Genomic DNA, 22,118 nt, shown 5'->3' on the forward strand with positions numbered 1-22,118 from the left:
TTTTAGGGATTACTCTCTTTTTGGGGGTCCGTTTCTTTCCGGTTTGGGCGCTTTTTCCAATTCTTCCCAAGACAGGTAGCCGTCTTCGTTGGCGTCTATTTTGGCAAAATCCTTTTTTAGAGGTCCTTTTACCTCTTTTGCGGAAAGTTTTCCATCCTGGTTGGCATCCAGATCCTCGAACAGTTGTTCTATGGTGGGCGGAGTTCTATTTTCGCGCCTACCTTCCCTAGATTGGGCCTCTAGGGAATAAGCGCTTAAAAGCCCCAAAGCGATCAGTGCGGTTCCTAGTTTTACATGTTTACGATTCATATGCTTCTATTTGTCTGTTTTTAGGTTTAGATGAGGAATCCCAAAAAAACTTGCGCTTGAAGTCATTATTTTTAAATCTCGTTACTTTGTAGGCACACTAATGCACCTATTTCCTTTTGGACGAAAGTCAATTTGTAACGGAGTTAAAGGCACAAAGGCAGTCCGCCTATGCCCAGCTTTTGGATCTCTATCAAAAGAAGGTTTTTAATACCTGTCTCTCTTTTGTACCCAATGTTGAAGATGCCGAGGATGTTGCTCAAGAGGTGTTTGTAGAGGTCTACAATTCCATTGGAAAGTTTAAGGGGAATGCTATGCTTTCCACCTGGATCTACAGGATTTCAGTAAACAAAAGTTTGGAATTTATCCGCCGAAAAAATGCTCAAAAAAGATTTGGCTTCATGCAATCGATTACCGGAAACACTGTTCCTCTGGATAAATCTAGGTATTTTACTGAGTTCAACCATCCGGGGGTACAGTTGGAGGAAAAAGAAAACAAGGAAATCTTGTTCCGGGCCATAGATCGATTGCCCGAAGCCCAAAGAATAGTGTTTACCTTGCATAATATAGACGGATTGAGCTATAAGGAGGTCAGTGCAATTTCCCAAAAAAGTATCTCCTCTGTGGAGTCCCTGCTTTTTAGGGCAAAAAGGAATCTAAGAAAAATTTTAACAACATATTACAAAAAAGAAGGCCGGTAACGCAAGTTTTGTTACAGATCGGCATCTAAATCTAGGAATACCAATAACCATGAATGAGAAAAAGAATACTTCCCAACGCATTGATGAACTTATAGATTCGGCTTCGGGTATCGAGGCGGTTTCTACACCTCCCTTTTTTAAGGACAAGGTATTGAACAGGCTTTCCCAAACTCGGGATTCCCAACCACAGCTGGGTTGGCTCCCTTGGTTTACGCCCAAATATCAAATAGCCGCCCTTTTCCTTTTTATCCTTTTAAACGGGCTCGTGCTCTATACCCATAGCGATTCCAACCGGGAAGAAGAAATTCAGACCTTTGCCGAGGCCTATGGCTTATCATCGGCTCAAGATGAATCTATGCTAAATTGACCGTTATGAAGAAAAATCTACTCCTTACCCTGTTACTGATTTTCCTAATGGTCATGAACGGTGTACTGCTTTATTTGACTTTTAAGGAACCGAACAAAAAACCAAGACCACCACGGGATTTTATTTTAAAGGAATTGAATTTTACCGAAGAACAACAGATGAAGTTTCAAGAGGTGAATGCGGAACACCATCGTAAAATGAGGGCCATTGATGAGCGAACCCGGGAATTGAAGGAATTGCTTTTTTCCAATTTGGGCTCAACCGATTTTTCAGACCAGAGATTGGACTCCATAACCTCTCGTATCGGTCACTTAAGTGAGGAAAGGGAAAAGGAAATCTTCTCCTTTTTCAATACACTGGAGCATATGTGCGATTCCGGACAAAAAAGAAAGCTCAAGCGTATCGTCCGCGGAGCGCTTGGACCGCCGGGCCCCGGACGAGGTGGTCCGCCCCCGCCACATCGGTAAAAAGGGACATAACTATTTGCAATAGCTATCACCAGGCACAGGTATTTTCTTAATCTTTGGCCGTTTCCTCCTTCAGCCACACAGGGGTTGTTTCCGATTTGTGATTACCACCGATGATATGCTTGTACAATTCCGGTCTTCTAGCATTTTTGTAGCGCCAACCGCCCGAAAGTCGGATTCTCTCCTTTGTGATTTTTGAAATCGTGATTTCGTCTTCAAAGGACTTTATTTCGGACAAAACTTCTCCATAAGGGTCGATGATCATGGAATTCCCATTTTTCAGATGTTCGCCATCATAGCCGATCGGGTTGGTAAACGCATAATAAACTCCATTGTCATATGCTCTTGCAGGGAGCCAGCGCATTAACCACCGCCTACCTTTAGGGCCGTCAAATTCCATTCGTAATGAAACTGGATCATTTGCACGATTTTGCCAATATTTATCATCTACATAATCTCGATGCGGCATTGCGGATGGCGTACAGCCCGTTACATGGGGTGCAAAAATCAGTTCCGCCCCCAAAAGGCTGGTTGCCCGAACGTTTTCTATGACGTTGTTGTCATAGCAAATTAAAATTCCACATTTCCAACCGAGTAGGTCAAATACACAATACTCCTCTCCGGCGGACATATATGGGTTGATAAAAGGGTGTATTTTTCGGTATTTGGCAACCACTCCATCACCCGCAACGCAGATATAGGTATTATAAATTTTTCCGTCTGATTTTTCCACCAGACCTGCCAAAATCGGAATGTCCAAATCCTTGGAAATTGCGATCAACTCCCTCGTGCTCTTTCCGTTGGGAACGTCCTCTGCCAAATCCGTTAGTTGTTCTAGACTTAAATCCTTGGTATAGGTGTATGCGGTAATGGACATTTCGTGAAAACTTATTAAGTCAGCTCCGTTGGATTTTGCCTTTTCCGTAAGTTTTCGAATTACCGATAAGTTGTACGTTTTATCCCCGTCTTTCGGTTGAAATTGAGCTACCGCTATATTCATAGTTGGATGTATGTTGAATTTTTTACTTGATTTTGAGTAATGTTTCGGCTATGATTTCGGTACGGAAAATTTCATCAGAAATTTTCAAGTTCGAAATCAGGCCATTTAAAAGTAAAAATTATTCTTTGCGTTAACTAGGGAGCACTGAATTATAGCCAATATTATAGGTCGTATATAATGCGCAAAGTATGTATTATTTATTGCCCGCTACTTGTTGATACGATATTTCAATTGTCCAGATTAAAAGCGCTCCTCCATCCACTGACTAATTTTTTGGTTGGCCGTTTTTATTTGCTCGACATTTTCCGTGTCTGGATTTTCAAATTCGTCCAACAGTCCATAACGTCTAGCTTTGTTGCGCTGATAAGCACCACAAAGATGGAAACCTATACATCCAGAATTTTCAAATAGTTGGGTCAATACATCGCCATACCATTCACCATTGTTGGACGTAAATTCACCGGGTTCGGTTTGCCATTTTATTTTTGCTGCATCAGCGAGAAGAACAGGCTTTCCCGTCTTTTTAAACCAAGCGTCAAGATGCGTAACAGGATCTCGAAAATCTTGGAATGAAAGCACATCAACATATGGTAGAGCAGCTTCAATTACTTCATCTGCGATCAACTCGTTAGCTTCATATCGATCTCCTAAGATCAAATGGTTCTTGTCAAAACGTCGTATGGCATCATGAGTAGTTTTGTAATAGCGTTGCGCTAGGTTTGAAAGTTCTTTTTTCCCAGCTTCGGTTTCGAGTAACTCTGGATTAAATATGGGTCCTCTCCATTGATTTACAGGTCGGTGGTGAACCCAGGTAGGGCAATCACTATAAAAATATCCGATTAAATTTGGATTCTCACTCATCTCGGCACAGTGTGCCCGCGCAACATATTCACACCACTCTTCCCATTCACGACTATAGAAATCAAAATGGCGAGTATGTTGTTCCCATTGATGTGATTCCGTAAAGGGAAGCATATGACAGTAAGGCATGTTTAGTGCTTTGTACTCCTCGAAAGTGAATGATCTAGAATGCTCCCATTGTCTCACCGTAACTTCTTGTTCCCAGCCAAGGGTATTAAACCCCCATTCTTTTAGATTTTTGGCTACTGATTCCTTTAGCCAAATTGATGTGCTTCCTTGATATTTATCTCGCCAGATATGTATATTTTCTGGATATCGTAGACTTGCCGGATCGATATGGTTCAAACCTATTGTGAAAAATGGTTCCCCATCTGAAGTTATCAGCCACCAGTGACCGTCTTTCTTATCAATTGAGAAAAATCCTTTTGAATTACTTGATCCACCTTTAGAAGAGCACTGCAAGAATGGCCAAGTTGCCGCTATTGCGCTCAAGGAAATGGCTGAATTCAAAAATAATCTTCGGTCCATGGATTCTTTTCCTTTCTAGTTATTTCAATTATTTAATGATCTATACTCTTCTATGTGCGGAACTAAGATAAGAGATCTTCTATGCAATCAAGCAAAGTTTCCCCTATACAGAGGTGAGTTTCCATTGCCTTTGGGAAATGGCGTGCCACGGCAATGGAATATATGGAATACCTTAATAGTTCTTTTTTTCATACATTACCGTTGTAATGAATGTATAGGTCCATCGACCCAAGAATGGAGTACAAGGGAACAACCTTAGACAAATAACCCATATCCATACGTGGTATGGGATTTCCTAAACTCAACCTAACCCAATAAACACATCAAAATGACAGAACAACTAAAGGAACTGACCCAAAAACACTGCGATAATCCGCCTGCAAAATACGATGATCTAAGCGTTCTATTTCTGAACTGTACCTTAAACCGGACCCCGGTACTTTCCCATACCGAGGGCTTGATCCAAGTGGCCCAACGTATCTTTGAGGCTAATGGCGCAACCACAAAAATAATTCGCCCAGTGGATTATGTAATTCCGGCCGGATTGGGTCTGGATATGTCCCAAACCCCGGAATGGGACCGGGACGATTGGCCTCAAATTCAAAAAGAAATCGATGCTTGCGATATTTTGATTGTTTGTACCTCCGTATGGCTGGGCGAAAAATCCTCGGTATGCAATCGTACCCTGGAACGTATGTACGGCTATACCCATCAATTTAATGCCAAGGGGCAATATCGGGATTATGGAAAGGTGGGCGCTACCTTGATCACCGGGAATGAGGACGGCGTAAAGCACTGCGCCATGAATATCCTCTTCTCCCTCTCCCATATTGGGTATACGGTTCCGCCCCAGGCAGATGCCGGTTGGATGGGCGCGGCCGGTCCTGGACCCTCGTATCGCGATGAAGGTTCCGGTGGCCCCGAAAACGATTTTACGAATCGAAATACCACCTTTCTGGTATGGAATTGCTTGCACCTGGCCCGAATGTTGAAGGACAATGGCGGCGTACCCGCGTACGGCAATCTCCCCGATGAATGGGATGCGGGCTGTAAGGCCGGATTCGATAGCCCGGAACATAAAAGATAGTGCGAAAACGCCTCGCGAATCCCCGGCCAAATCGTTATATTGGGTTACGGAAAAACAGTTAAATTTTTAGCATAGTGGCAAAAGAGAATACGGTCTGGCACAAGGTATTGGACAATAAGAACGATTTGCCCGAAGGGCGCGTTAAAACGGTTACCGCGGCCCATAAGGGCATATGCCTTACCCATTTTGAAGGGAAGTTTTCGGCATTGGACAACAAATGTCCCCATCAAGGTGGGCCTTTGGGCGAAGGGTCCATCGAAAATGGCTTGCTGCGCTGCCCTTGGCACGGGTGGGATTTTCATCCGTGTACGGGTCTGCCCCCAGGAGGTTATGACGATGGGGTGGAAACCTTTGCCGTAAAGGAAGAGGACGGCGCCATCTATGTAGGCCTGGAAGCGGAGGCACCGCATGATACCACGGTGTCCGACCTTATGGTAGAAACCATGATCAATTGGGGGGTAACCACTGTTTTTGGCATGGTGGGCCATTCCAATTTGGGTTTTGCCGATGCTATGAAACGGCAGGAACAAAAGGGGAATCTCAATTTTTATGGTATCCGCCATGAAGGAGCGGGCGCTTTTGCTGCTTCGGCTTATGGCAAACTTACCGGAAAACCGGCAGCCTGTTTTTCCATTGCGGGTCCGGGAGCTACCAATATGTATACGGGCATGTGGGATGCCAAGGTGGACCGTGCCCCCTTATTGGCCTTGACCGGCCAAGTGGCTACACAAGTGGTCGGGACCGGAAATTTTCAGGAAGTGGACCTGGTACAGGCTTTTGGCAGCGTAGCGGAATTTAACCATAGGGTGCAAAGTGATAGCCGACATGGTGAACTGATGTCTCTGGCGGTTAAACATGCCATTTTAAAGCGCGATGTTTCCCATCTGACCTTTCCCGATGAGGTACAGGAAAAGAAAGCAAATCCTAGAGCAAGGGCAAAGACCCCGGAGAAACGGATGACCTCCCTGGAAATTGCTCCGCCGGCATCGGCGGTGGACGAGGCTGTCGAGTTGATCAAGAAATCCAAACGCCCTGTAATCGTTATGGGCCATGGGGCCCGGGCCCATAAAAAACGCGTGGTGCAATTCGCCGAACGTCTCAATGCAGCCGTAGTAACCACCTTTAAAGGAAAAGGATTAATACCGGATTATCACCCCCTGGGCGGTGGGGTATTGGGCCGTAGTGGAACGCCTATCGCCTCCTGGTTTATGAACGAGTCCGATCTATTGATCGTTTTCGGGGCCTCCTTTTCCAACCATACGGGGATTACTCCTAAAAAACCCATCATTCAGGTGGATTTTGATCCCCTGGCCCTAAGCAAGTTCCACAAGGTGGAAGTGGCCGTTTGGGGCGAAATATCCCGGACCTTGGAAATATTTGAAACGGAACTAGAGGGAGCGGTCAATAGCGTTGACCAGCGGGGCGAAATTGCGGAGCGCTGGAAGATTTGGAAGGCAGAAAAAGCAAAACGACTCGAGGAGACCTCGGATAAAGGTGTAAGTTCCATTGCCGTTTTTGATGCGATGAACAAATTGACCCCGGAAAATGCGGTCATGTGCGTGGACGTAGGCAATAATGCCTATTCCTTTGGACGTTATTTTGAATCCAAGAACCATGATTTCCTGATGTCCGGTTACTTGGGCTCCATAGGCTTTGCCCTCCCGGCATCTATTGGTGCCTGGACGGCCGTAGGTGATACAAGACCTGTGGTAGCCGTGGCAGGTGATGGGGGACTCTGCCAATATCTGGCCGAAATTACCACCTTGGTCAAGTACAAAATGCCGATAAAACTCATCGTTTTAAACAACCATGAGTTGGGTAAGATATCCAAGGAGCAGCGCGCCGGTGAATTCGATGTTTGGAAAACGTCCCTTTCCAACCCTAATTTTGCCGATTTTGCCCTGTCCTGCGGAGCATGGGGAAAGCGCGTCAACGAACAGGGCAAACTGGAAAACGCCATGAAAGAGCTGTTCGGGGAGCCCGGTCCTGGAGTCTTGGAAATTATCACCGATGTCGATTTGATTTAGCTAATTTGAATTATCAAATTGGTCCTGACGGATTTTTACGGCCCTAAAGGAATACACAACAAGGATGCATAGGGCCAATAAGGCACTAAGGATGCCCGCTACCGTAAAATAAATCGGTATTTCGGTACCCATAATGTGGGTGCTCTCGTAAAGACCGGCAATTAGTCCGGAAAGCACAAAACTGGCCACGGCGACATACAGAAATACCATGGCATTGTTCAGTAACTTAAGCTGCCTTAATTTTCGTGATAAAATGGCCTGAACATCGCTTTGCTTCCCTATTAGCTCTTTGATTTCGGTGCTCAGTGCAATCAAGATATTGGAGGTGGATAATAATAGCAATCCAATTCCGGGAACAATGGTGATGGGAACGTACCAATCCATGACATCAACGGGTGTAGGCCCTTAGTGTTTCCTGGAAAAATTGGATCGCACTTTTGGTATCCCTATTAGAAGCTGGAAGCAGGGCTCCCTTTAACTGTTTTGGGTCCCATATCCCATGCGTCAATGCATTGAAGTTGGAGACGTCCAGGGGATTATGGCCTAGATAGCCGCTGATATAAAAATAGTGCTCATCACATATGGAATCGGGGATTGCCAGGCCCAGACCAATAGATTTTCCCGAACCATCATCCAGAGGCATAAAAGCACCCGTATCAAAATGATGGGGCCAAATACAAATATCCGATGGCAAGTTTTCCCGTTCTAAAAAAGATTGTAAAACCGTATGGCCCAACTTTCGTAAGCGCAGCAGTTCTTGGAGCTGCGAAGGGTCGGCAAGTTCAAATTTGAAATCATCTAAGGCCGAGTAGGGCAACTCATAATGCAATTCATAAACATACCGTTGGCTCAAAGGACTCAAAGCGACCATGGTATTGATCCAAACAATTACCTCCTCATGGGATTTTCCGTCCAATGGAAAGGAATGGGTCACATTTGATTCCCATTTTAGACTGAAGTCGGAATAGTCAAAAACCAACTTTTGTCCAGAGGGGTGTAAGGGCAGCGTTTCCAGTGTTTCGGTTTCCGGTATAAATCCGATGTTGGTATGGCTGTCATCCTCTTTGGGTGGTAAAAAGCTTTTTCCGGCCATGGCCAGATACTGTGCGGCGAGATGTACTTGTTGTATCATTGTGTTACTGATGGTTTTCTTCGTTTGATTTCCCTAAAGGCAAAATGATTCCTGCGGTAAAGAATTCGTCGTTGAGCTGGCCTGCGACCCCTTTAAATTCAGCGAAAATGAAAAAATGATGAAGATTGTAATGTGCCCCTAAACCATAATTGAGGCCGAACTCACTAACTTCTTCCATGTCATCGGTATCCGAAATCAGTCGTTCCTTTTCAATGGTATAGTTGATTCCGCCCAAAGGATAAATGCCCAATTTATGGGAGATTTCAACAATATAATGGGCATTGGCGTTTAAATCGATTACGCTCAATTCGTATTCCTCGTCGATTTCCTGATAGGGAAAAAAAGTAACCTCCGGACCGAAGCAAAAAGTAGGATCCGTGCCATAAAACAATCTGGCGTTTATCCCGAAGAGATTTTCGTCAAGTTCAAAGGAAGGGCCCCCACCACCCATAAGGCCTTCTTGGGCGTTTAGATCCATACATAGGAGGAATCCCCAAAAAAGTAAATAAAATCTTGACAAACGGAACACATTTAAATGGGTGAGGTCCTAGCAACAATTCCAAATTATTTTGGGCAGTGTTGCCAAACGCTGTATATCCGTTTGGTCGCAGAAAAATCTAAACGTTTACGTTTTGAGCCACTTTTTTCAATATGGAACCGATAATAATGGGCGCATGGATTCTAGAATTTTCTATAAACCATTTGTGGGTTTCCATACCACCGCAGATAACACCGGCCAAGTACAGTCCGTTTATATTTGTTTCCATGGTTTCCGGGTCGTAGCTGGGAAGCCGTTTTTCATCATCGGATAGCTGAATCCCGAGTTTTTCCAGAAATTCAAAATTGGGCATATAGCCCGTAAGGGCCAGAACAAAATCGTTTTCAATACGGATAGTACCTTCAGGGGTATCCACAATTACGGCATCATCCAAAATTTCTTGGGCATTGGAATTGAAATGGGCCTTTATACTGCCTTCCTTGATGCGATTGATAACGTCCGGCCGTACCCAATATTTAACTCTTTGCCCAATTTCGGGCTCACGTACTACCATGGTCACATCGGCTCCCTTGCGGTAACATTCCAAAGCGGCATCCACGGCCGAGTTGCTGGCACCGATAACGATCAGTTTCTGACTGGCATAAAAATGGGGATCCCTATAGTAATGGGAGACTTTGGGCAGATCCTCACCTGGAATGCCAATGCGATTGGGAATGTCATAAAATCCGGTCGCCACGACAATATTTTTGGCAGTATAGCTGTCTTTTTCGGTAGTTATACTAAATAGATTATCGTTCTTTTCTACATGGGTAACTTTCTCAAAAAGATGAATATTCAATTGATTGGAGGTCACTATCCTTCGGTAGTATTCCAATGCCTCGTTCCGTTTGGGTTTGGCTTCCTTACTGATAAAAGGAATGTTATCAATTTCCAATAGATCGGAGGAGGAAAAAAACTGCATGTTTATGGGATAATTGAAAAGCGAGTTTACAATAGGCCCCTTTTCGATAATGAGATAGGAAAGCCCATTCTTTTTGGCCTCCAAACCACAAGCGATTCCAATGGGCCCTCCACCTACAATAACAACATCGTACAAATTCATTATCCTGCAATTTCTTTAAGCTCCTGTATGGTAGCGCTAGGGTTTTCACTTTTAAAGACAAAACTGCCGGCTACGAGCACATCTGCACCGGCATCGGTCAAAACCTTTGCATTTTCCGAGCTAACACCCCCGTCCACTTCGATCAGGGTATTGGCCTTCCTTTCCTGGATTAATGTTTTTAGGTCCCGTATCTTGGCATAGGTACGTTCTATAAAGGATTGCCCGCCAAACCCCGGGTTTACACTCATAATCAGTACCAAATCAATATCGTTGATGGTATCCTCCAGGACATTGATGTTGGTATGGGGATTCAGGGCTACCCCGGCCTGCATACCTTCCGCTTTTATTTCCTGTAATGTTCTGTGCAAATGGGTACAGGCCTCATAATGAACGGTGAGTACCGAGGCACCTAAATTTGCAAAGGTCTTGATGTACCTGCTGGGGTCCACGATCATCAAATGAACGTCCAAAGGTTTGGTGGCATGTTCCGCAATGGACTTCACAACGGGCATGCCATAGGAAATATTAGGTACAAAAACACCGTCCATTACATCAATATGGTGCCAATCCGCTACACTTTGGTTTACCAATTCCACATCGCGTTGTAGGTTGCCGAAATCCGCTGCTAGGAGGGAAGGGGCTATTTTGGTTTTATGCATGCCAATAAACTAAACTAATTTCCATGCAAAGGTAGAGAAATGTAAACGTTCTTGTATCACTCCATGGCCTTTCCCTCATAGATCTCATGATTCTCATCCCCTCCGGATTTCAAATAGGCGAACAGATCCAGCAATTCCTGCTCGTTCAACCGATTCAAAAGCCCTGGAGGCATGGGGGAGATAGGGGAGAGTTCCCGTTTTTCCACATCGCTTGTAGCCAGTTCCACGGTATAGCTCTCATTGAACGGGTTGGGCATGAGGGTAATGGTTGTATCATCCTCTGCCTTGATACGTCCTGCAATTTTCTTCCCATCCGTCATATGGAAAAGGGTGTTGGCATACTGATCCGAAATTTCGTCATGTGGGCTGTAAATCGCAAAAAGCATATCATAGTCACTAAATTTGGTATGGGCCTGTGTCAAATCCGGTCCGGCCGCGCCACCTTCGCCTCGCATACGATGGCATAATACACACATAGCCGCCTGGTAGGCACGTTCACCATCCGCAAAAGTGCCGCTATAATTTTGCATGCCGCCGCCCCAAAGAATATGGCTCATATCTCGCCCTGAGTATTCCCTTCCCGGTCCAATGGGTTGTGGTAAGTCGGCCACGGCCGTTGAAGGGGAATATACACCGGATATTTCCTGAAAATATTCCCTTTTGTCTTCAGGAACATGGGTCATGGCTTGTAGGCGTACATTTTCCATGTATGCCTTAAAACTCATCCCGCCCTTAGCACCGAGTACATCATAGAACCAGAGGAAATATTTTTCACGGAGTTCGTTGGTCCAACCCTCAGTGGCATGGCTTAGAAGAAGACCGTAATAAATGGATTCGCTAGGGGGCATCTTGGCAATAACTTCCCGGATCAGCGGCCCATATTGTTCACTGCGTTGCGTGGCCTCTTCAGAAAGCAGTTCCACACCCTCTGTAATAGTTTTTTCCCTGGCGTGCTTTTCCAGTAGCTGTACTATATTTTCGGTGGCTCCATTGGCTTTTAGATATAACAGTAATTGGGCCAGTTCTCGGTTTACGGTGTTGTTGGCATGTGGGAAATAGGAGTTCAATTTTTTGGCTGTCGCTCTTCTATGTTGCTCATCGGGTTCGCCCATGCGAATAAATACTAGCGCATAGCTTCGCAACAGGGCAATCTGTTGTTGGTTGGTAAGTTGCTCCAATTTAAGTTGATCAAGCTTGTCCAGAATACGTCCTTGTAGGCCTTTATCCCCTTGTCGAGCCAATGCAATACCAGCTTCCAGAACTTTGGTGGCATCCTTTTCATTAAAAAAGCGACTTTGCCATTGATCTACTGGTCGATGCTCCAAAACCATTCTGGAGGCATACCGTATAAACTGGTCTTCATGACCCAAATTGGCCCAGGCCAGGGGTATGGCCTCTTCGGATTCTTCGGTATGGTATTTTTCTATATTTTGGCGTAGTTTCCGAAGAGCCTTGGCCTCTGCATCCTGTTCCGCTTCTGCGGTTCCCATAGCTTCCCCGGTATAGCGTAAACGGTACAAATGGGAATTTAATCCACGGCCTCCTGTAGCAAAATACAGATTTCCGTCGGAACCGGCGATCATATCTGTTAGCGGCAAGGGGGTACCGGAAAGAAATTCTTCACGTTCCCCGGTATAGCTACTTCCTTTTGGCTTTAAGTCGATAAAATACACCGTACCAAAACTCCAATCCATTACCAAAAGTCCGTTTTTGTATTTGACCGGAAAGTTGAGTTTGGCCCCGGAAAGGACCGCCGTTGGGGAACCTTGTTCCAAATTATGTACGGCCGGCAGGTTATCCGGATAATATTCCGGCCACTTACCCGAACCGGTTCGCCAACCATATTCACTACCACTGGTTACATGATTGATGCGCGTTGGCCGGTACCAGGGCATTCCTATGTCCCATTCCATATCAGCGTCGTAGGTGAACAGTTCACCATCTTCGTTAAAGGCAATATCGAAGGGATTTCTGTACCCCGCAGAAATGACTTCCCAATCCGTACCTTCGGCATTGAATTTAGCGATCCAACCCCCTGGGGCCTTGATGTCATTGGCATGGCCCCGAGCATCAAGATAAGGCGGAAACAGATTGTCCTCATCCCAATTAGCGGGAAGCCGGCTATTCTCCAATAGGGATTCGGGAATCAGCGTATGGTTTCCAGCGATGAAATAGATGTCTTTCCCATCTGGACTCGGTACAAAACTATGGGGACCATGTTCCCCCTGTCCTTCTAGCTTCAACAGCATGTCCAATGTATCCAATTCACCATCGCTATCGGTATCGGTCAAGCGGTATACCCCGCTACCGTTTTCCTCCTCGTCCGGAACTTCCTCGTCCCATTTTTTGTTTACGGATACATATAGGCTGTTGTGGGCCCATAACAGTCCATGGGCCTCCCCAATTTTCAGATCAACACTATCTACTTGTGATGCCTTAACAACATCCCCTTCCTTTGGAGCTTGGAAGAAATAGATTTTCCCCCTCTGGTCACAGGCGTATACTCGGTCGTTGGGCCCTTGCGCCAAGGCCACCCAGGATCCTTGCCCATGAATGCTAGGTCTATACAGATCTTCCAGGACAAAGTTATCCGGGAGGTTGAATTCAATGTCTTTTTCTGGGCTTACTGAAGTTTCTTGGGTACAGGAAAGGATAAGGCAGCCTACCAGAAGTACATAGGCTGCGATGTTGATTTTGGTCATTTTATAAAACTTTTATCGGGTTCCGTATAAAAGTAAGGAATTGCTATGGGATTTCAAGCTGTGCGTAAATGGTTATCTTTGGGGTAAACCACTTCAAACGACTTTTTAGATATGGATCGACGTAAATTTATGAATGGAGCCGCAATGTTGGGTGCAGGTTCCGTTATTTCTGGATTTTCACCATCAGATTTGACATCCACTCCAAAACCCAAAAAAATAAAGCATAATCCCATCGGGGTATCCACGTATTCTTTTTGGCAATTCAACGGGCCTAAGGAAAATGTGCCTATGGAACTTTGTATTGAAAAAGCTGCAGCCATGGGTTTTGATGGGATAGAATTATTATTGGTGCAAATGAATTCCGAGGATAACGGATATCTTCAAAAATTAAAGAAACAAGCCTTTCATGCCGGATTAGATCTTATGGGCTTTTCTACCCATCAAGGCTATTTAAGCCCGGAAAAAAGATATCGGGAACAAAATATTTCAAAAACCCTGCACCAAATAGAACTGGCCTACAAATTGGGTATTCCCACCATGCGTTTGAATACAGGGCGTTGGGGAACTTCAAAATCCTTTGATGATTTAATGGCCAATAAGGGAATGGAGCCCACTTTGGAAGGATATACCGATGAAGATGGTTTTAAATGGGTCATCGATGCCATTGAACAATGTATACCTACTGCCGAACGATGCGGAGTGGTCCTGGGATTGGAAAACCACTGGGGCCTGGGACGTACGGCGGAAGGGGTAAAGCGCATTGTAGATGCTATCAATAACCCTTGGTTGCAGGTAACTTTGGATACCGGAAATTTTTTGGAGAATAGGGAAGCCCAGATGGAATTATTGGCACCCCAAACCTATTTGGTACAAGCCAAAACCTATTACGGGGGTGGGAAGTGGTATACCTTGGATATCGATTATCCCAAAATTGGGGAAATGATGCGCAGACATAACTACAAAGGATATATTTCACTTGAATTTGAGGGCAACGAATCTCCGGATACGGCTGTTCCCAAGGGCTTGGAGCTGTTACGTGATGCTTTTTGGTACGAGTTGTAAGTCCTTGGATTTCTCCTAATTTGTGGGAATCTATATAAATGAAAAGAACTCCGATAGTCAGTTGTATCGTGAGGAGTTGAAATCAATGGATATGTGCGTTGCGGTTGTTGTTATAAATTAATATCCGGAATGGTAGCTAGTATGTATCATAACTTAGCAATTTGCTCAGGACTGACCCGAGAAGACTCGAGAAAAAAAGTAATCAAATAGGAAGAAACGGATGTTAAGGCTTTAAACCTAAACTATGCCCAATTTTCCCAGGTCGCGAACACTTTCAGACTTGCATATTTTTACCCCGATAAGGTTACCAGGAAGAGGATACTAGGAACGCGACCCCGGAAATCGGGTACTAGCGAATACTACTATTACGGAACAAGACGGTTCGACCCTAGATCTTTTGGACAAAAAGGATGAAAAAATTTCGATAAAGCACAAAAACTAGAGTACAGAATCAAAAAAGGGAAACTTTAGTTCTGGCTCATTCCATTAATATCCCTTGGTTTAATAGGAGTTCTGGTATATTGGGTAAAACGTAGTGAATGGGACTTCAATTAACAGCTTGGTGCCATCAATTGTTGAATTATGACTAATTACACGATAGTAATATCTCATCTTGAGAATTACAACCTGTCATATTGTTCCTGATAGTAACAAATTCGGGCGTAGTTTGGAGTTGTGAACAGACCGGTGCAATTGCGCATTCCGATAGCATAAGGTTACCTTCAATATTAATTGCATGTGAAACGGATAGAACATTCGAAAGTCCGGATATATCATTTAGCGTGGCATTGGATTCTATGTCCATTGCATCCAAGTCTGAATTAAGGCCTTCCAGACCACTTAAAGAGACCAAATTTTCGTTTTCGATGACCTGTAATCTGGGCACTGAGGATAAACTGTTGAATGCTTCCAAGTTGGACATTCCTAAGCGAAAAAGTCTTAAGTAATCCTCTATTTCCATTAAATTGGAGAATCCAGATAAATCGGACAGACTGGGACAAATCGTTATCTGCAGCACTCCTAGAATTCTAGTGATATTACTAAATCCGGTTATCTGCTCCAAGTTTTCATTATTGCCAAGGATAACGTTTACTTCAGCGACCGATATTCCATTAAATCCAGTTATCCGGTTCAACATGGGATTCTGGGATATGTTTATTTCATTGGTGGCAATAAGCCCATCAAATCCATTTATCGATATTAGCATGTCATTTTGCTCAATCCAAATATCATTTGTCGATATAAGAGTGTTTAAACCTGATATTTCGCTTAAGACCGAGTTTCTCGATATCCAGGTTCTGCCGGTTATAGAACTTAGTAAGGAAAACCCATCGATAGCCAATAACTTTTGGTTACCTATTATTCTAAGATCTTTGCCAATAGAGGTTAATGAGGGCAGGATATCCAAGCCCTGCAAGTTGGTGTTTCCTATATTCAACGAGCCGTCGATCGATTCCAGGCTTCTTAGTCCTGTAACATCGGAAAGCCCTTCTCCGGCCAAGAAAAGAAAGCCTGGTGTAACAGTCCCACCAATAGTTATCGACTTCAAAGAGTTGAGCCCGGATACGATATATTCTGTAGGACTATTGAAGTTGACCTCTGTGACGTAAACCAAGGCTTCGAATCCAGAAATGTCCGTTATAGATTGTACACCACCAATTATCAATCTTCCGGAAATATGGGCCAAAGAACTAAACTGGGGTATGATTTCTAGCAATTTGTTCTGTGTTAGTTCCAGATCACCTTCGACTATTTCTAGACTTTCGAACCCCTTTACTTCGGCGAGACCGTTATTCCTGCTAATCGTCAAGTTTCCACTTATCGAAATCAAATTTGTGAATCCTTCGATCAATTCTAGTGAATCACCTCCAAAAAGAGTAAGTCCTCCACCAATCCTTAACGGACCATTAAAACCCCTAATTTCAGAAGAAGCACTTCTAATACTTAGTGCTCCATTGACAAGGGAAAGCATTTCAAATCCATTAATCCTATTGATAGCATTGCTGTCAGAAATCACCAAATTTCCATCGATTTCTTCCAAAGAGCTAAATCCTTCAAGTAAATTTATGGTCGAACGCTCTAGTGTAATATTTCCCCCCACTCTTTTCAAAACATCGAATCCACTAAAATGCTGTACTTGAGTATTTTTGAATAGTCTTAAATAACCATTTATTTCCTCTAAACCCGGGAAAATATTGGTAAATTCCGTACTCGAATTTGCAATTTCCAAATTCCCGCCGATTGTCCTAAGATTGTCGAATCCACTTAAATCGGCGACACCTTGGATATCATTTAGATAAACATTCCCTGTGACAGTGGTAATTGTCGAAAGGGCATCCGATATGGCATTGTTACTAAAATTGAAAGTAAGCGACCCTTCTATGGTATTACAGCCGGAATAGTCCTCCTGAAAACTGGTCAACTCCTCAAGATTTCGGATTATTACATCCCCTGCGGGGCATACATTTTGACCTGTGCCGGATTCACCTTCTTCCCCTTCCAAAGCCTCTCCCTCTTCCCCTTCCTCATTTGGCATTTGGGGTTCTTCTTGTGTAGATTCAGGGATTTCAGGTGAAGGGCTCTCTTGGCTGCAAGAAAAAATAAATAAGGAAATTAAGCTCGCTAAAAGGAATCTATTGGTCATGGTTCGGGGTTTTACTGCTAAATTAATAACTGGATTGTAAAATTGAATATAATTATCGATAATCGGGAAGGTTTTGACCTATGAAGTGTTTAGTCGGTAATATTCGCCAGATTCGACCCAATTTGTGCCACCCAAATTCTGTTTTCAATATATCGTGGCCAAGTATTATTTCTTCGCCTCCTTTTATTACCTCCATTGTCCTTCTTCCAGTTCACCATTATCATAGCGATTCATCCGATAAATACCCTGTTCACCAAAGATTGACTTCTTCAGAACTTGTTTTTGGGTATTTTAAATGGGTTATGAAAACGGTTTTGTTTATCGCTATCCTTCTGGACGACCTTGAAAGCACTATAGGGACGAGGAATTCTACGAACAGGTCTAGAAGTGGTGCGCTATCATTGTAGTCGTCGTTATGTTGTTGGCAAGATCTATCTTTTCCAATTTGGACAAATAAAAAAGAATGGCCTTAGCAGGGGTCGTCCTTCGATTATAAATATAGCCTATTAATATCTAGGATGAGTGGTCGTTATAAGTTGTCCTTTACAGATGCACCGGTGGAGTTCTTCTCTACGGAAGCTATACGTTCTCCATATCCGATACCGGGGAGTACATTTCGCTGGTCCTTATTGCCCGACCATTCGATGATTCGAGATTGAAGTAGGCGCTGCCATCCTTGGCCTCCTTCCTTTCATACATTGCATCGTCACATGAATTCTTCTTTACCAATTCTATCCCGTTCTTCCGCGAAGCCTTTTGCTCATATGGCCGACTGCTCAAAATTACTTGTCCGTTGGCGGCCTTCAAGTTGAACCTGAACTTTCCGGCCTTCCCCTTTTTTTGGAATGTCCATACATGAAAAAACTCCGGTAATCAGCCGGAGTTTATTCATCAATCAAAAAACGAACAGTCATGATAAACTGTTGTTAACCTTAAAATTACAATTTATATGCCATAAATCCAATTTATGGAATATTTAACGTGTTATTTTATCAAATAATTAACCTAGATAGGTCTTAAGAATCTTGCTTCTAGAGGTATGCTTTAACCTTCGTATCGCTTTTTCCTTAATTTGACGGACCCGCTCCCTGGTAAGATCAAAGGTTTCCCCAATTTCTTCCAAGGTCATGGAATGTTGTCCTGCCAAACCAAAATAGAGACGGATAACATCCGCTTCCCGTGGCGTTAGTGTTTCCAAAGCACGCTCAATTTCGGTGCGCAAGGATTCGTGTAACAAATCCTTGTCCGGATTTGGAGATTCGCCGCTACGAAGTACATCGTACAGGTTGGAATCCTCACCATCGATCAGGGGGGCATCCATAGATACGTGTCGCCCTGAATTTTTTAGGGATTGCTTTACATCTTCAACGGTCATATCCAATTCCTTTGCAATTTCTTCAGCGGAGGGCACGCGTTCGTGCGCTTGCTCCAAAAAGGCAAAAGTCTTGTTGATTTTGTTGATGGAACCAATTTTGTTCAAGGGCAATCGAACGATTCGGGATTGCTCCGCCAAAGCCTGCAAAATGGATTGTCTAATCCACCAAACGGCATAGGATATAAATTTAAAACCCCGTGTTTCGTCAAAACGCTGGGCGGCCTTTATCAGCCCTAAATTACCCTCATTGATAAGGTCGGGTAGGGTAAGGCCCTGATTTTGATATTGTTTGGCTACGGAAACCACAAATCGAAGATTGGCTTTCGTGAGTTTTTCAAGAGCGATCTGGTCGCCTGCCTTGATGCGTTGTGCCAATTCTACTTCCTCGTCCGCAGTAATAAGATCCACCTTGCCAATTTCCTGCAAGTACTTGTCCAAAGAGGCGGTTTCCCTATTGGTAACCTGTTTTGTAATCTTTAGTTGTCTCATCTACAATTTTCCTTTCTAGTTAAGTTCATTGTGCATAAGCTGCATATACTTATACGTAAAAAAGCTGGAAATGTTACAATTGGGTCAAAAAAACTTGATTTTTCGGTTGATTTACACACTTGCAGGATTCCTTATTCCTTTATAATCTGTACAGCAAACCGAATTGTATATTAAAGATGAAAGGCTGGTTTCCGATACTTTTTTCGTAAAATCCGATTTGGGGTTTAACAATCGGTTCCAATTGAATTTTGAACGACTGATTTAACTCATAATTCAAACCAAACCCGAAGTGTATTCCAAAACTTCCTTCTGAATAGTTGTCATTTTTTCCCAATTCAATAGCGGTGCCGGTTGTTCGGAAAACGCTTACTTCATTCTTTTTTAGGTAAATGACCCCTATTCCCGCAATGGCATCAATCTCAAATTTTTCCCGTTTTAGAAGTATACGGGTCACTTCCAATGGTACCTGAAGATAGGACAACCTTTCCTGTAGGGTAATGCTTTCCGATTGTGAGAAGGTATTGGATAAGGCTAGGTACGAGAGATTGTTTTGAAAAGAAATGTCCCTATAATAATTAGTGCTCAAATCATTGGGCCGTATAGGTACGTCAAAAGTATTTTTTTTCACTTGACTATAGGCCGCACCTAAACGAATGCCCCATTTCTTATTAGGTTTAAAGACAACATATAGACCATAACCATAGCTTAACTCATTTGATCTTCGGTTGCTGTTCAGTCGTTCATCTATGGCCGAAGCTTTTGAAAGCCCTCCATAACTGGACGAGCTCAAAAAAGGATAGATGTAATATTTTTTTGGGGAACTGGTTTCTTCTCGTTTCAAGGGCAAGGAATCTTTTTTGGTAGTTTTCCGAACACCTTCTTCCCCAGATTCCGAAATAGCACTTTCATTTTTATTGGAGGCCACAAACGGATTCTTTTGAACTGTGTTTTTTGCTCCATTTATTTTAGATGTGTCAACAACTTTACTTTGATGCAGTTCATCAAGTTGATAGTTTCCCTTAGGTTGTTTTTTTTCAATATCGGTAACCTTAGGGTTTGGATTTGATACGTCTGAAGTATTGTCCGATTTTGAATTGTCCCAAAATAAAGATGGTTTGTTCGCATCATTTTCTCCAACTGACTTGCTATTTGAAGGTCTTACATCAATTTCATTGGGATTCTCCTGGGAAGCGGGGTCTGGTTTTTCCATGGTTACATCGGACAATCCAACAGTGGGATTTCGGGAGCTTGTACCTTGTGTACTGTCCCTATACCCATAAGACGAATGCACGCTATCCCTTTTCTTTTTTTTCTCCAAAGCCTGGGGAAACGGCGGTCCTTTTTTTTCACTGTCGGATGGATGTGTTTTGACGGAATCTTCCAGTGGAATTCTGGTATCGGTATTATTAATACGTTGTTTTTGCTCTAGTTTCTCGGGTTCATGGGAAAATCGTAGAACGGAAAAAGCTCCCAAAAGTAATAGCAAAAGCCCCAAAGACCATAGGAAACCAAATCTTCTTTTTCTTTTGCGTTCCAAGGATTTTTCAATAGCGTTCCACAGGTTGGATTCGGGTGCTACCTCAATGTCCGCCAAGCGTTCTCTTATGAGTTTTCCTAAGTCTTTCTCAGCTTTCATGGCTCTTTTTAATTTGTTTCGCTCCCTTTTTAAACTGTATGATCCTATTCTTTAGAATAGCCTTTGCGCGATGTAGATTGGATTTGGAAGTACCCGCGCTTATACCTAATGATTTTGAAATCTCCTTATGGGAATAGCCATCCAATTCGTACATACTAAAAACTATGCGATATTGGTCCGGCAACTGCTGAATAAGTTGAATCAATCTTTCAAATGAAAGCGGAAGGTCATCTTCAGCAATGGCAATGTCTTCGGTGATTTTTTCCTCTTCGAAGTCCCTTAAGTCAAATACAACATTTTTTTTGTATCTGTCTATGGCTTTGTTGATGGCAATTCGTTTCATCCAACCCTCAAAAGAACCCTTGCCTTTATATTTTCCTATGTTTTCAAAAATTTCTAGGAAAACATCGTGCAAGTGATCTTCTGCTTCGGCATAAGAACGACAGTACTTAAGACATACAGGAAATAGCTTTTTTTCGTATGATGTATAAAGCTTTTCCTGAGCCCCTCTATTTTTTTTGATGCAACTTTTAATAAGTTGGTCTAAATTCAAAAAAGTTGGATTTTTAGAATTGTTCCATTCGATTTTGTATCAAGTGATTCGAATTTTTAATCAAAGTCTATAAAGAATTCAGGTGTTAGGGATATGCTTCCATCTTCATAGGCCTCCACGTTACCTGAATCTACTACCGTGCCATTCAAAGATAGGCTATATTGGATTTTTTCGTTTTTCATTCCTTGGGTACCTAATCCGTAAATACTAACTCTTGCCGAGTTCACCGTGGTTTCGAAAGTATACTCCCAAGGAAGGGCGTTTATTTCAATATTCTCCCGGCTTCCGTCCGCTATCTTGTAGACCAATATGATTTTTCCTGAAAAATCGCCATCAACTTTATAGGTTATTTGTTTACCAATATTACTATCTGAAATGGTTTTTTCCGATGTGTCGTATTCTAGACTATAGGACTCCAAAGGCAATGTTACAAATCCGTCTTCGTCGGCCGTTCTTATGACGGTTTCCAAGAGTCTATCATCCAGGAACATTTGTAAGGAAGCAGTTTCTTCCGGATTTCCATCGCCGTATAGTCCATTAGCATAGCCACCAATAGCATAGGTTTGCCCGGGAATATCATACTCCGTTTCCCAAGGTATTTCCATACCCAAAAAAGGATCTGGAGGAGCAAAGCCATCACTGGAAAGAAAGGTTACGTCCAATTTTCCGGAAAAATTACCGGATAGTTTATAGGATACCGATCTCTGAATGCCCTGGGATTCTGAACCACCGACAACAGTTGTCTCAGGTGTTGGTGTGGGATTCTGGAGGCTTTCGGTAAGAGTTGGTTCGCTTTCAACAGAACACGATACAGAGACCAAAAGAAAACCGATAAAGGCCATTTGTAGCAGTACATTGATTTTTTTCATTGGGATATGTTTTTATTTGGTAGTCCGTACTGATGGTAAAAGGTTGCGTTAA

At 43.3% G+C, this 22,118-nt stretch carries 21 protein-coding genes; 6 read left to right on the forward strand and 15 right to left on the reverse strand.

Annotation, left to right across the window (positions count from 1 at the left end):
• Positions 1 to 9 precede the first annotated feature (9 nt).
• Positions 10 to 309 (reverse strand): EF-hand domain-containing protein, encoded by a 300-nt coding sequence (locus ACP2AF_RS01075; RefSeq protein WP_425234396.1) that lies wholly within the window; start codon positions 307 to 309, stop codon positions 10 to 12.
• Between the two features lie 116 nt (positions 310 to 425).
• Between ACP2AF_RS01075 and ACP2AF_RS01080 the strand changes: the two genes are divergently transcribed.
• Genes ACP2AF_RS01080 through ACP2AF_RS01090 form a run of 3 tightly spaced genes read left to right on the forward strand, consistent with a single transcriptional unit; the run spans position 426 to position 1,841 of the window.
• Positions 426 to 1,007: an RNA polymerase sigma factor gene (locus ACP2AF_RS01080; protein WP_425234397.1), complete on the forward strand. Its 582-nt coding sequence runs from the start codon at positions 426 to 428 to the stop codon at positions 1,005 to 1,007.
• A 49-nt stretch (positions 1,008 to 1,056) separates the two neighbouring features.
• Positions 1,057 to 1,374, forward strand: a complete 318-nt coding sequence (locus ACP2AF_RS01085) for a hypothetical protein (RefSeq protein WP_425234398.1) — start codon at positions 1,057 to 1,059, stop codon at positions 1,372 to 1,374.
• 5 nt (positions 1,375 to 1,379) lie between these two features.
• The gene (locus ACP2AF_RS01090) at positions 1,380 to 1,841 is read left to right on the forward strand and encodes a Spy/CpxP family protein refolding chaperone (RefSeq protein WP_425234399.1); all 462 of its coding nucleotides are present in this window, start codon (positions 1,380 to 1,382) and stop codon (positions 1,839 to 1,841) included.
• 49 nt (positions 1,842 to 1,890) lie between these two features.
• Here the strand turns inward: ACP2AF_RS01090 and ACP2AF_RS01095 are convergent, their stop codons facing one another.
• Both ACP2AF_RS01095 and ACP2AF_RS01100 read right to left on the reverse strand, forming a co-directional pair.
• Positions 1,891 to 2,841 (reverse strand): nitrilase family protein, encoded by a 951-nt coding sequence (locus ACP2AF_RS01095; RefSeq protein ID WP_425234400.1) that lies wholly within the window; start codon positions 2,839 to 2,841, stop codon positions 1,891 to 1,893.
• 240 nt (positions 2,842 to 3,081) lie between these two features.
• On the reverse strand, positions 3,082 to 4,230 hold the full coding sequence (locus ACP2AF_RS01100; protein ID WP_425234401.1) for a hypothetical protein: 1,149 nt from the start codon (positions 4,228 to 4,230) through the stop codon (positions 3,082 to 3,084).
• A 328-nt stretch (positions 4,231 to 4,558) separates the two neighbouring features.
• Between ACP2AF_RS01100 and ACP2AF_RS01105 the strand changes: the two genes are divergently transcribed.
• Together ACP2AF_RS01105 and ACP2AF_RS01110 are read left to right on the forward strand one after the other, a co-directional pair.
• Positions 4,559 to 5,317: a flavodoxin family protein gene (locus ACP2AF_RS01105; protein WP_425234402.1), complete on the forward strand. Its 759-nt coding sequence runs from the start codon at positions 4,559 to 4,561 to the stop codon at positions 5,315 to 5,317.
• Between the two features lie 74 nt (positions 5,318 to 5,391).
• Positions 5,392 to 7,344, forward strand: coding sequence for a thiamine pyrophosphate-binding protein (locus ACP2AF_RS01110; RefSeq protein ID WP_425234403.1), 1,953 nt, complete (start codon positions 5,392 to 5,394; stop codon positions 7,342 to 7,344).
• Here ACP2AF_RS01110 and ACP2AF_RS01115 read toward each other — a convergent pair whose 3' ends face one another.
• The 6 genes from ACP2AF_RS01115 to ACP2AF_RS01140 form a co-directional block, all read right to left on the reverse strand.
• Entirely contained in the window at positions 7,345 to 7,728 is a 384-nt protein-coding gene (locus ACP2AF_RS01115) for a DUF2721 domain-containing protein (protein ID WP_425234404.1), read from the reverse strand.
• 4 nt (positions 7,729 to 7,732) lie between these two features.
• Positions 7,733 to 8,476, reverse strand: coding sequence for a hypothetical protein (locus ACP2AF_RS01120; protein WP_425234405.1), 744 nt, complete (start codon positions 8,474 to 8,476; stop codon positions 7,733 to 7,735).
• 4 nt (positions 8,477 to 8,480) lie between these two features.
• On the reverse strand, positions 8,481 to 8,996 hold the full coding sequence (locus ACP2AF_RS01125; RefSeq protein ID WP_425234406.1) for a hypothetical protein: 516 nt from the start codon (positions 8,994 to 8,996) through the stop codon (positions 8,481 to 8,483).
• A gap of 97 nt (positions 8,997 to 9,093) precedes the next feature.
• Entirely contained in the window at positions 9,094 to 10,077 is a 984-nt protein-coding gene (locus ACP2AF_RS01130) for a YpdA family putative bacillithiol disulfide reductase (RefSeq protein ID WP_425234407.1), read from the reverse strand.
• On the reverse strand, positions 10,077 to 10,736 hold the full coding sequence (gene rpe, locus ACP2AF_RS01135) for a ribulose-phosphate 3-epimerase (protein ID WP_425234408.1): 660 nt from the start codon (positions 10,734 to 10,736) through the stop codon (positions 10,077 to 10,079). The genes ACP2AF_RS01130 and rpe overlap by 1 nt, the downstream gene beginning before the upstream one ends.
• A gap of 56 nt (positions 10,737 to 10,792) precedes the next feature.
• A complete protein-coding gene (locus ACP2AF_RS01140; RefSeq protein ID WP_425234409.1) occupies positions 10,793 to 13,438 on the reverse strand; it encodes a hypothetical protein in 2,646 nt (881 codons plus the stop codon).
• Positions 13,439 to 13,549: 111 nt separating this feature from the next.
• On the opposite strand from ACP2AF_RS01140, the gene ACP2AF_RS01145 reads away from it, so the two are divergent.
• Positions 13,550 to 14,500 carry a sugar phosphate isomerase/epimerase family protein gene (locus ACP2AF_RS01145; protein WP_425234410.1) on the forward strand — a complete coding sequence of 317 codons (951 nt, stop codon included), beginning with the start codon at positions 13,550 to 13,552 and terminating at the stop codon, positions 14,498 to 14,500.
• Between the two features lie 586 nt (positions 14,501 to 15,086).
• On the opposite strand, the gene ACP2AF_RS01150 is transcribed toward ACP2AF_RS01145, so the two are convergent.
• From ACP2AF_RS01150 to ACP2AF_RS01175, 6 genes are all read right to left on the reverse strand, one after another.
• The gene (locus ACP2AF_RS01150; RefSeq protein WP_425234411.1) at positions 15,087 to 17,144 is read right to left on the reverse strand and encodes a hypothetical protein; all 2,058 of its coding nucleotides are present in this window, start codon (positions 17,142 to 17,144) and stop codon (positions 15,087 to 15,089) included.
• 579 nt (positions 17,145 to 17,723) lie between these two features.
• Positions 17,724 to 17,924, reverse strand: coding sequence for a DUF1508 domain-containing protein (locus ACP2AF_RS01155; protein WP_425234412.1), 201 nt, complete (start codon positions 17,922 to 17,924; stop codon positions 17,724 to 17,726).
• 220 nt (positions 17,925 to 18,144) lie between these two features.
• Entirely contained in the window at positions 18,145 to 19,008 is an 864-nt protein-coding gene (locus tag ACP2AF_RS01160; protein WP_120713364.1) for a sigma-70 family RNA polymerase sigma factor, read from the reverse strand.
• A gap of 139 nt (positions 19,009 to 19,147) precedes the next feature.
• Positions 19,148 to 20,644, reverse strand: coding sequence for a hypothetical protein (locus tag ACP2AF_RS01165; RefSeq protein ID WP_425234413.1), 1,497 nt, complete (start codon positions 20,642 to 20,644; stop codon positions 19,148 to 19,150).
• The gene (locus ACP2AF_RS01170; protein ID WP_425234414.1) at positions 20,634 to 21,197 is read right to left on the reverse strand and encodes an RNA polymerase sigma factor; all 564 of its coding nucleotides are present in this window, start codon (positions 21,195 to 21,197) and stop codon (positions 20,634 to 20,636) included. Before ACP2AF_RS01170 ends, ACP2AF_RS01165 begins: the two co-directional genes overlap by 11 nt.
• A gap of 56 nt (positions 21,198 to 21,253) precedes the next feature.
• Complete coding sequence (locus tag ACP2AF_RS01175; protein ID WP_425234415.1) at positions 21,254 to 22,066, reverse strand: hypothetical protein; 813 nt, start codon at positions 22,064 to 22,066, stop codon at positions 21,254 to 21,256.
• Positions 22,067 to 22,118 lie beyond the last annotated feature (52 nt).

The organism is Ulvibacterium sp. (genome assembly GCF_965248315.1).
In the GTDB taxonomy this organism is placed as follows: Bacteria; Bacteroidota; Bacteroidia; order Flavobacteriales; family Flavobacteriaceae; genus Ulvibacterium.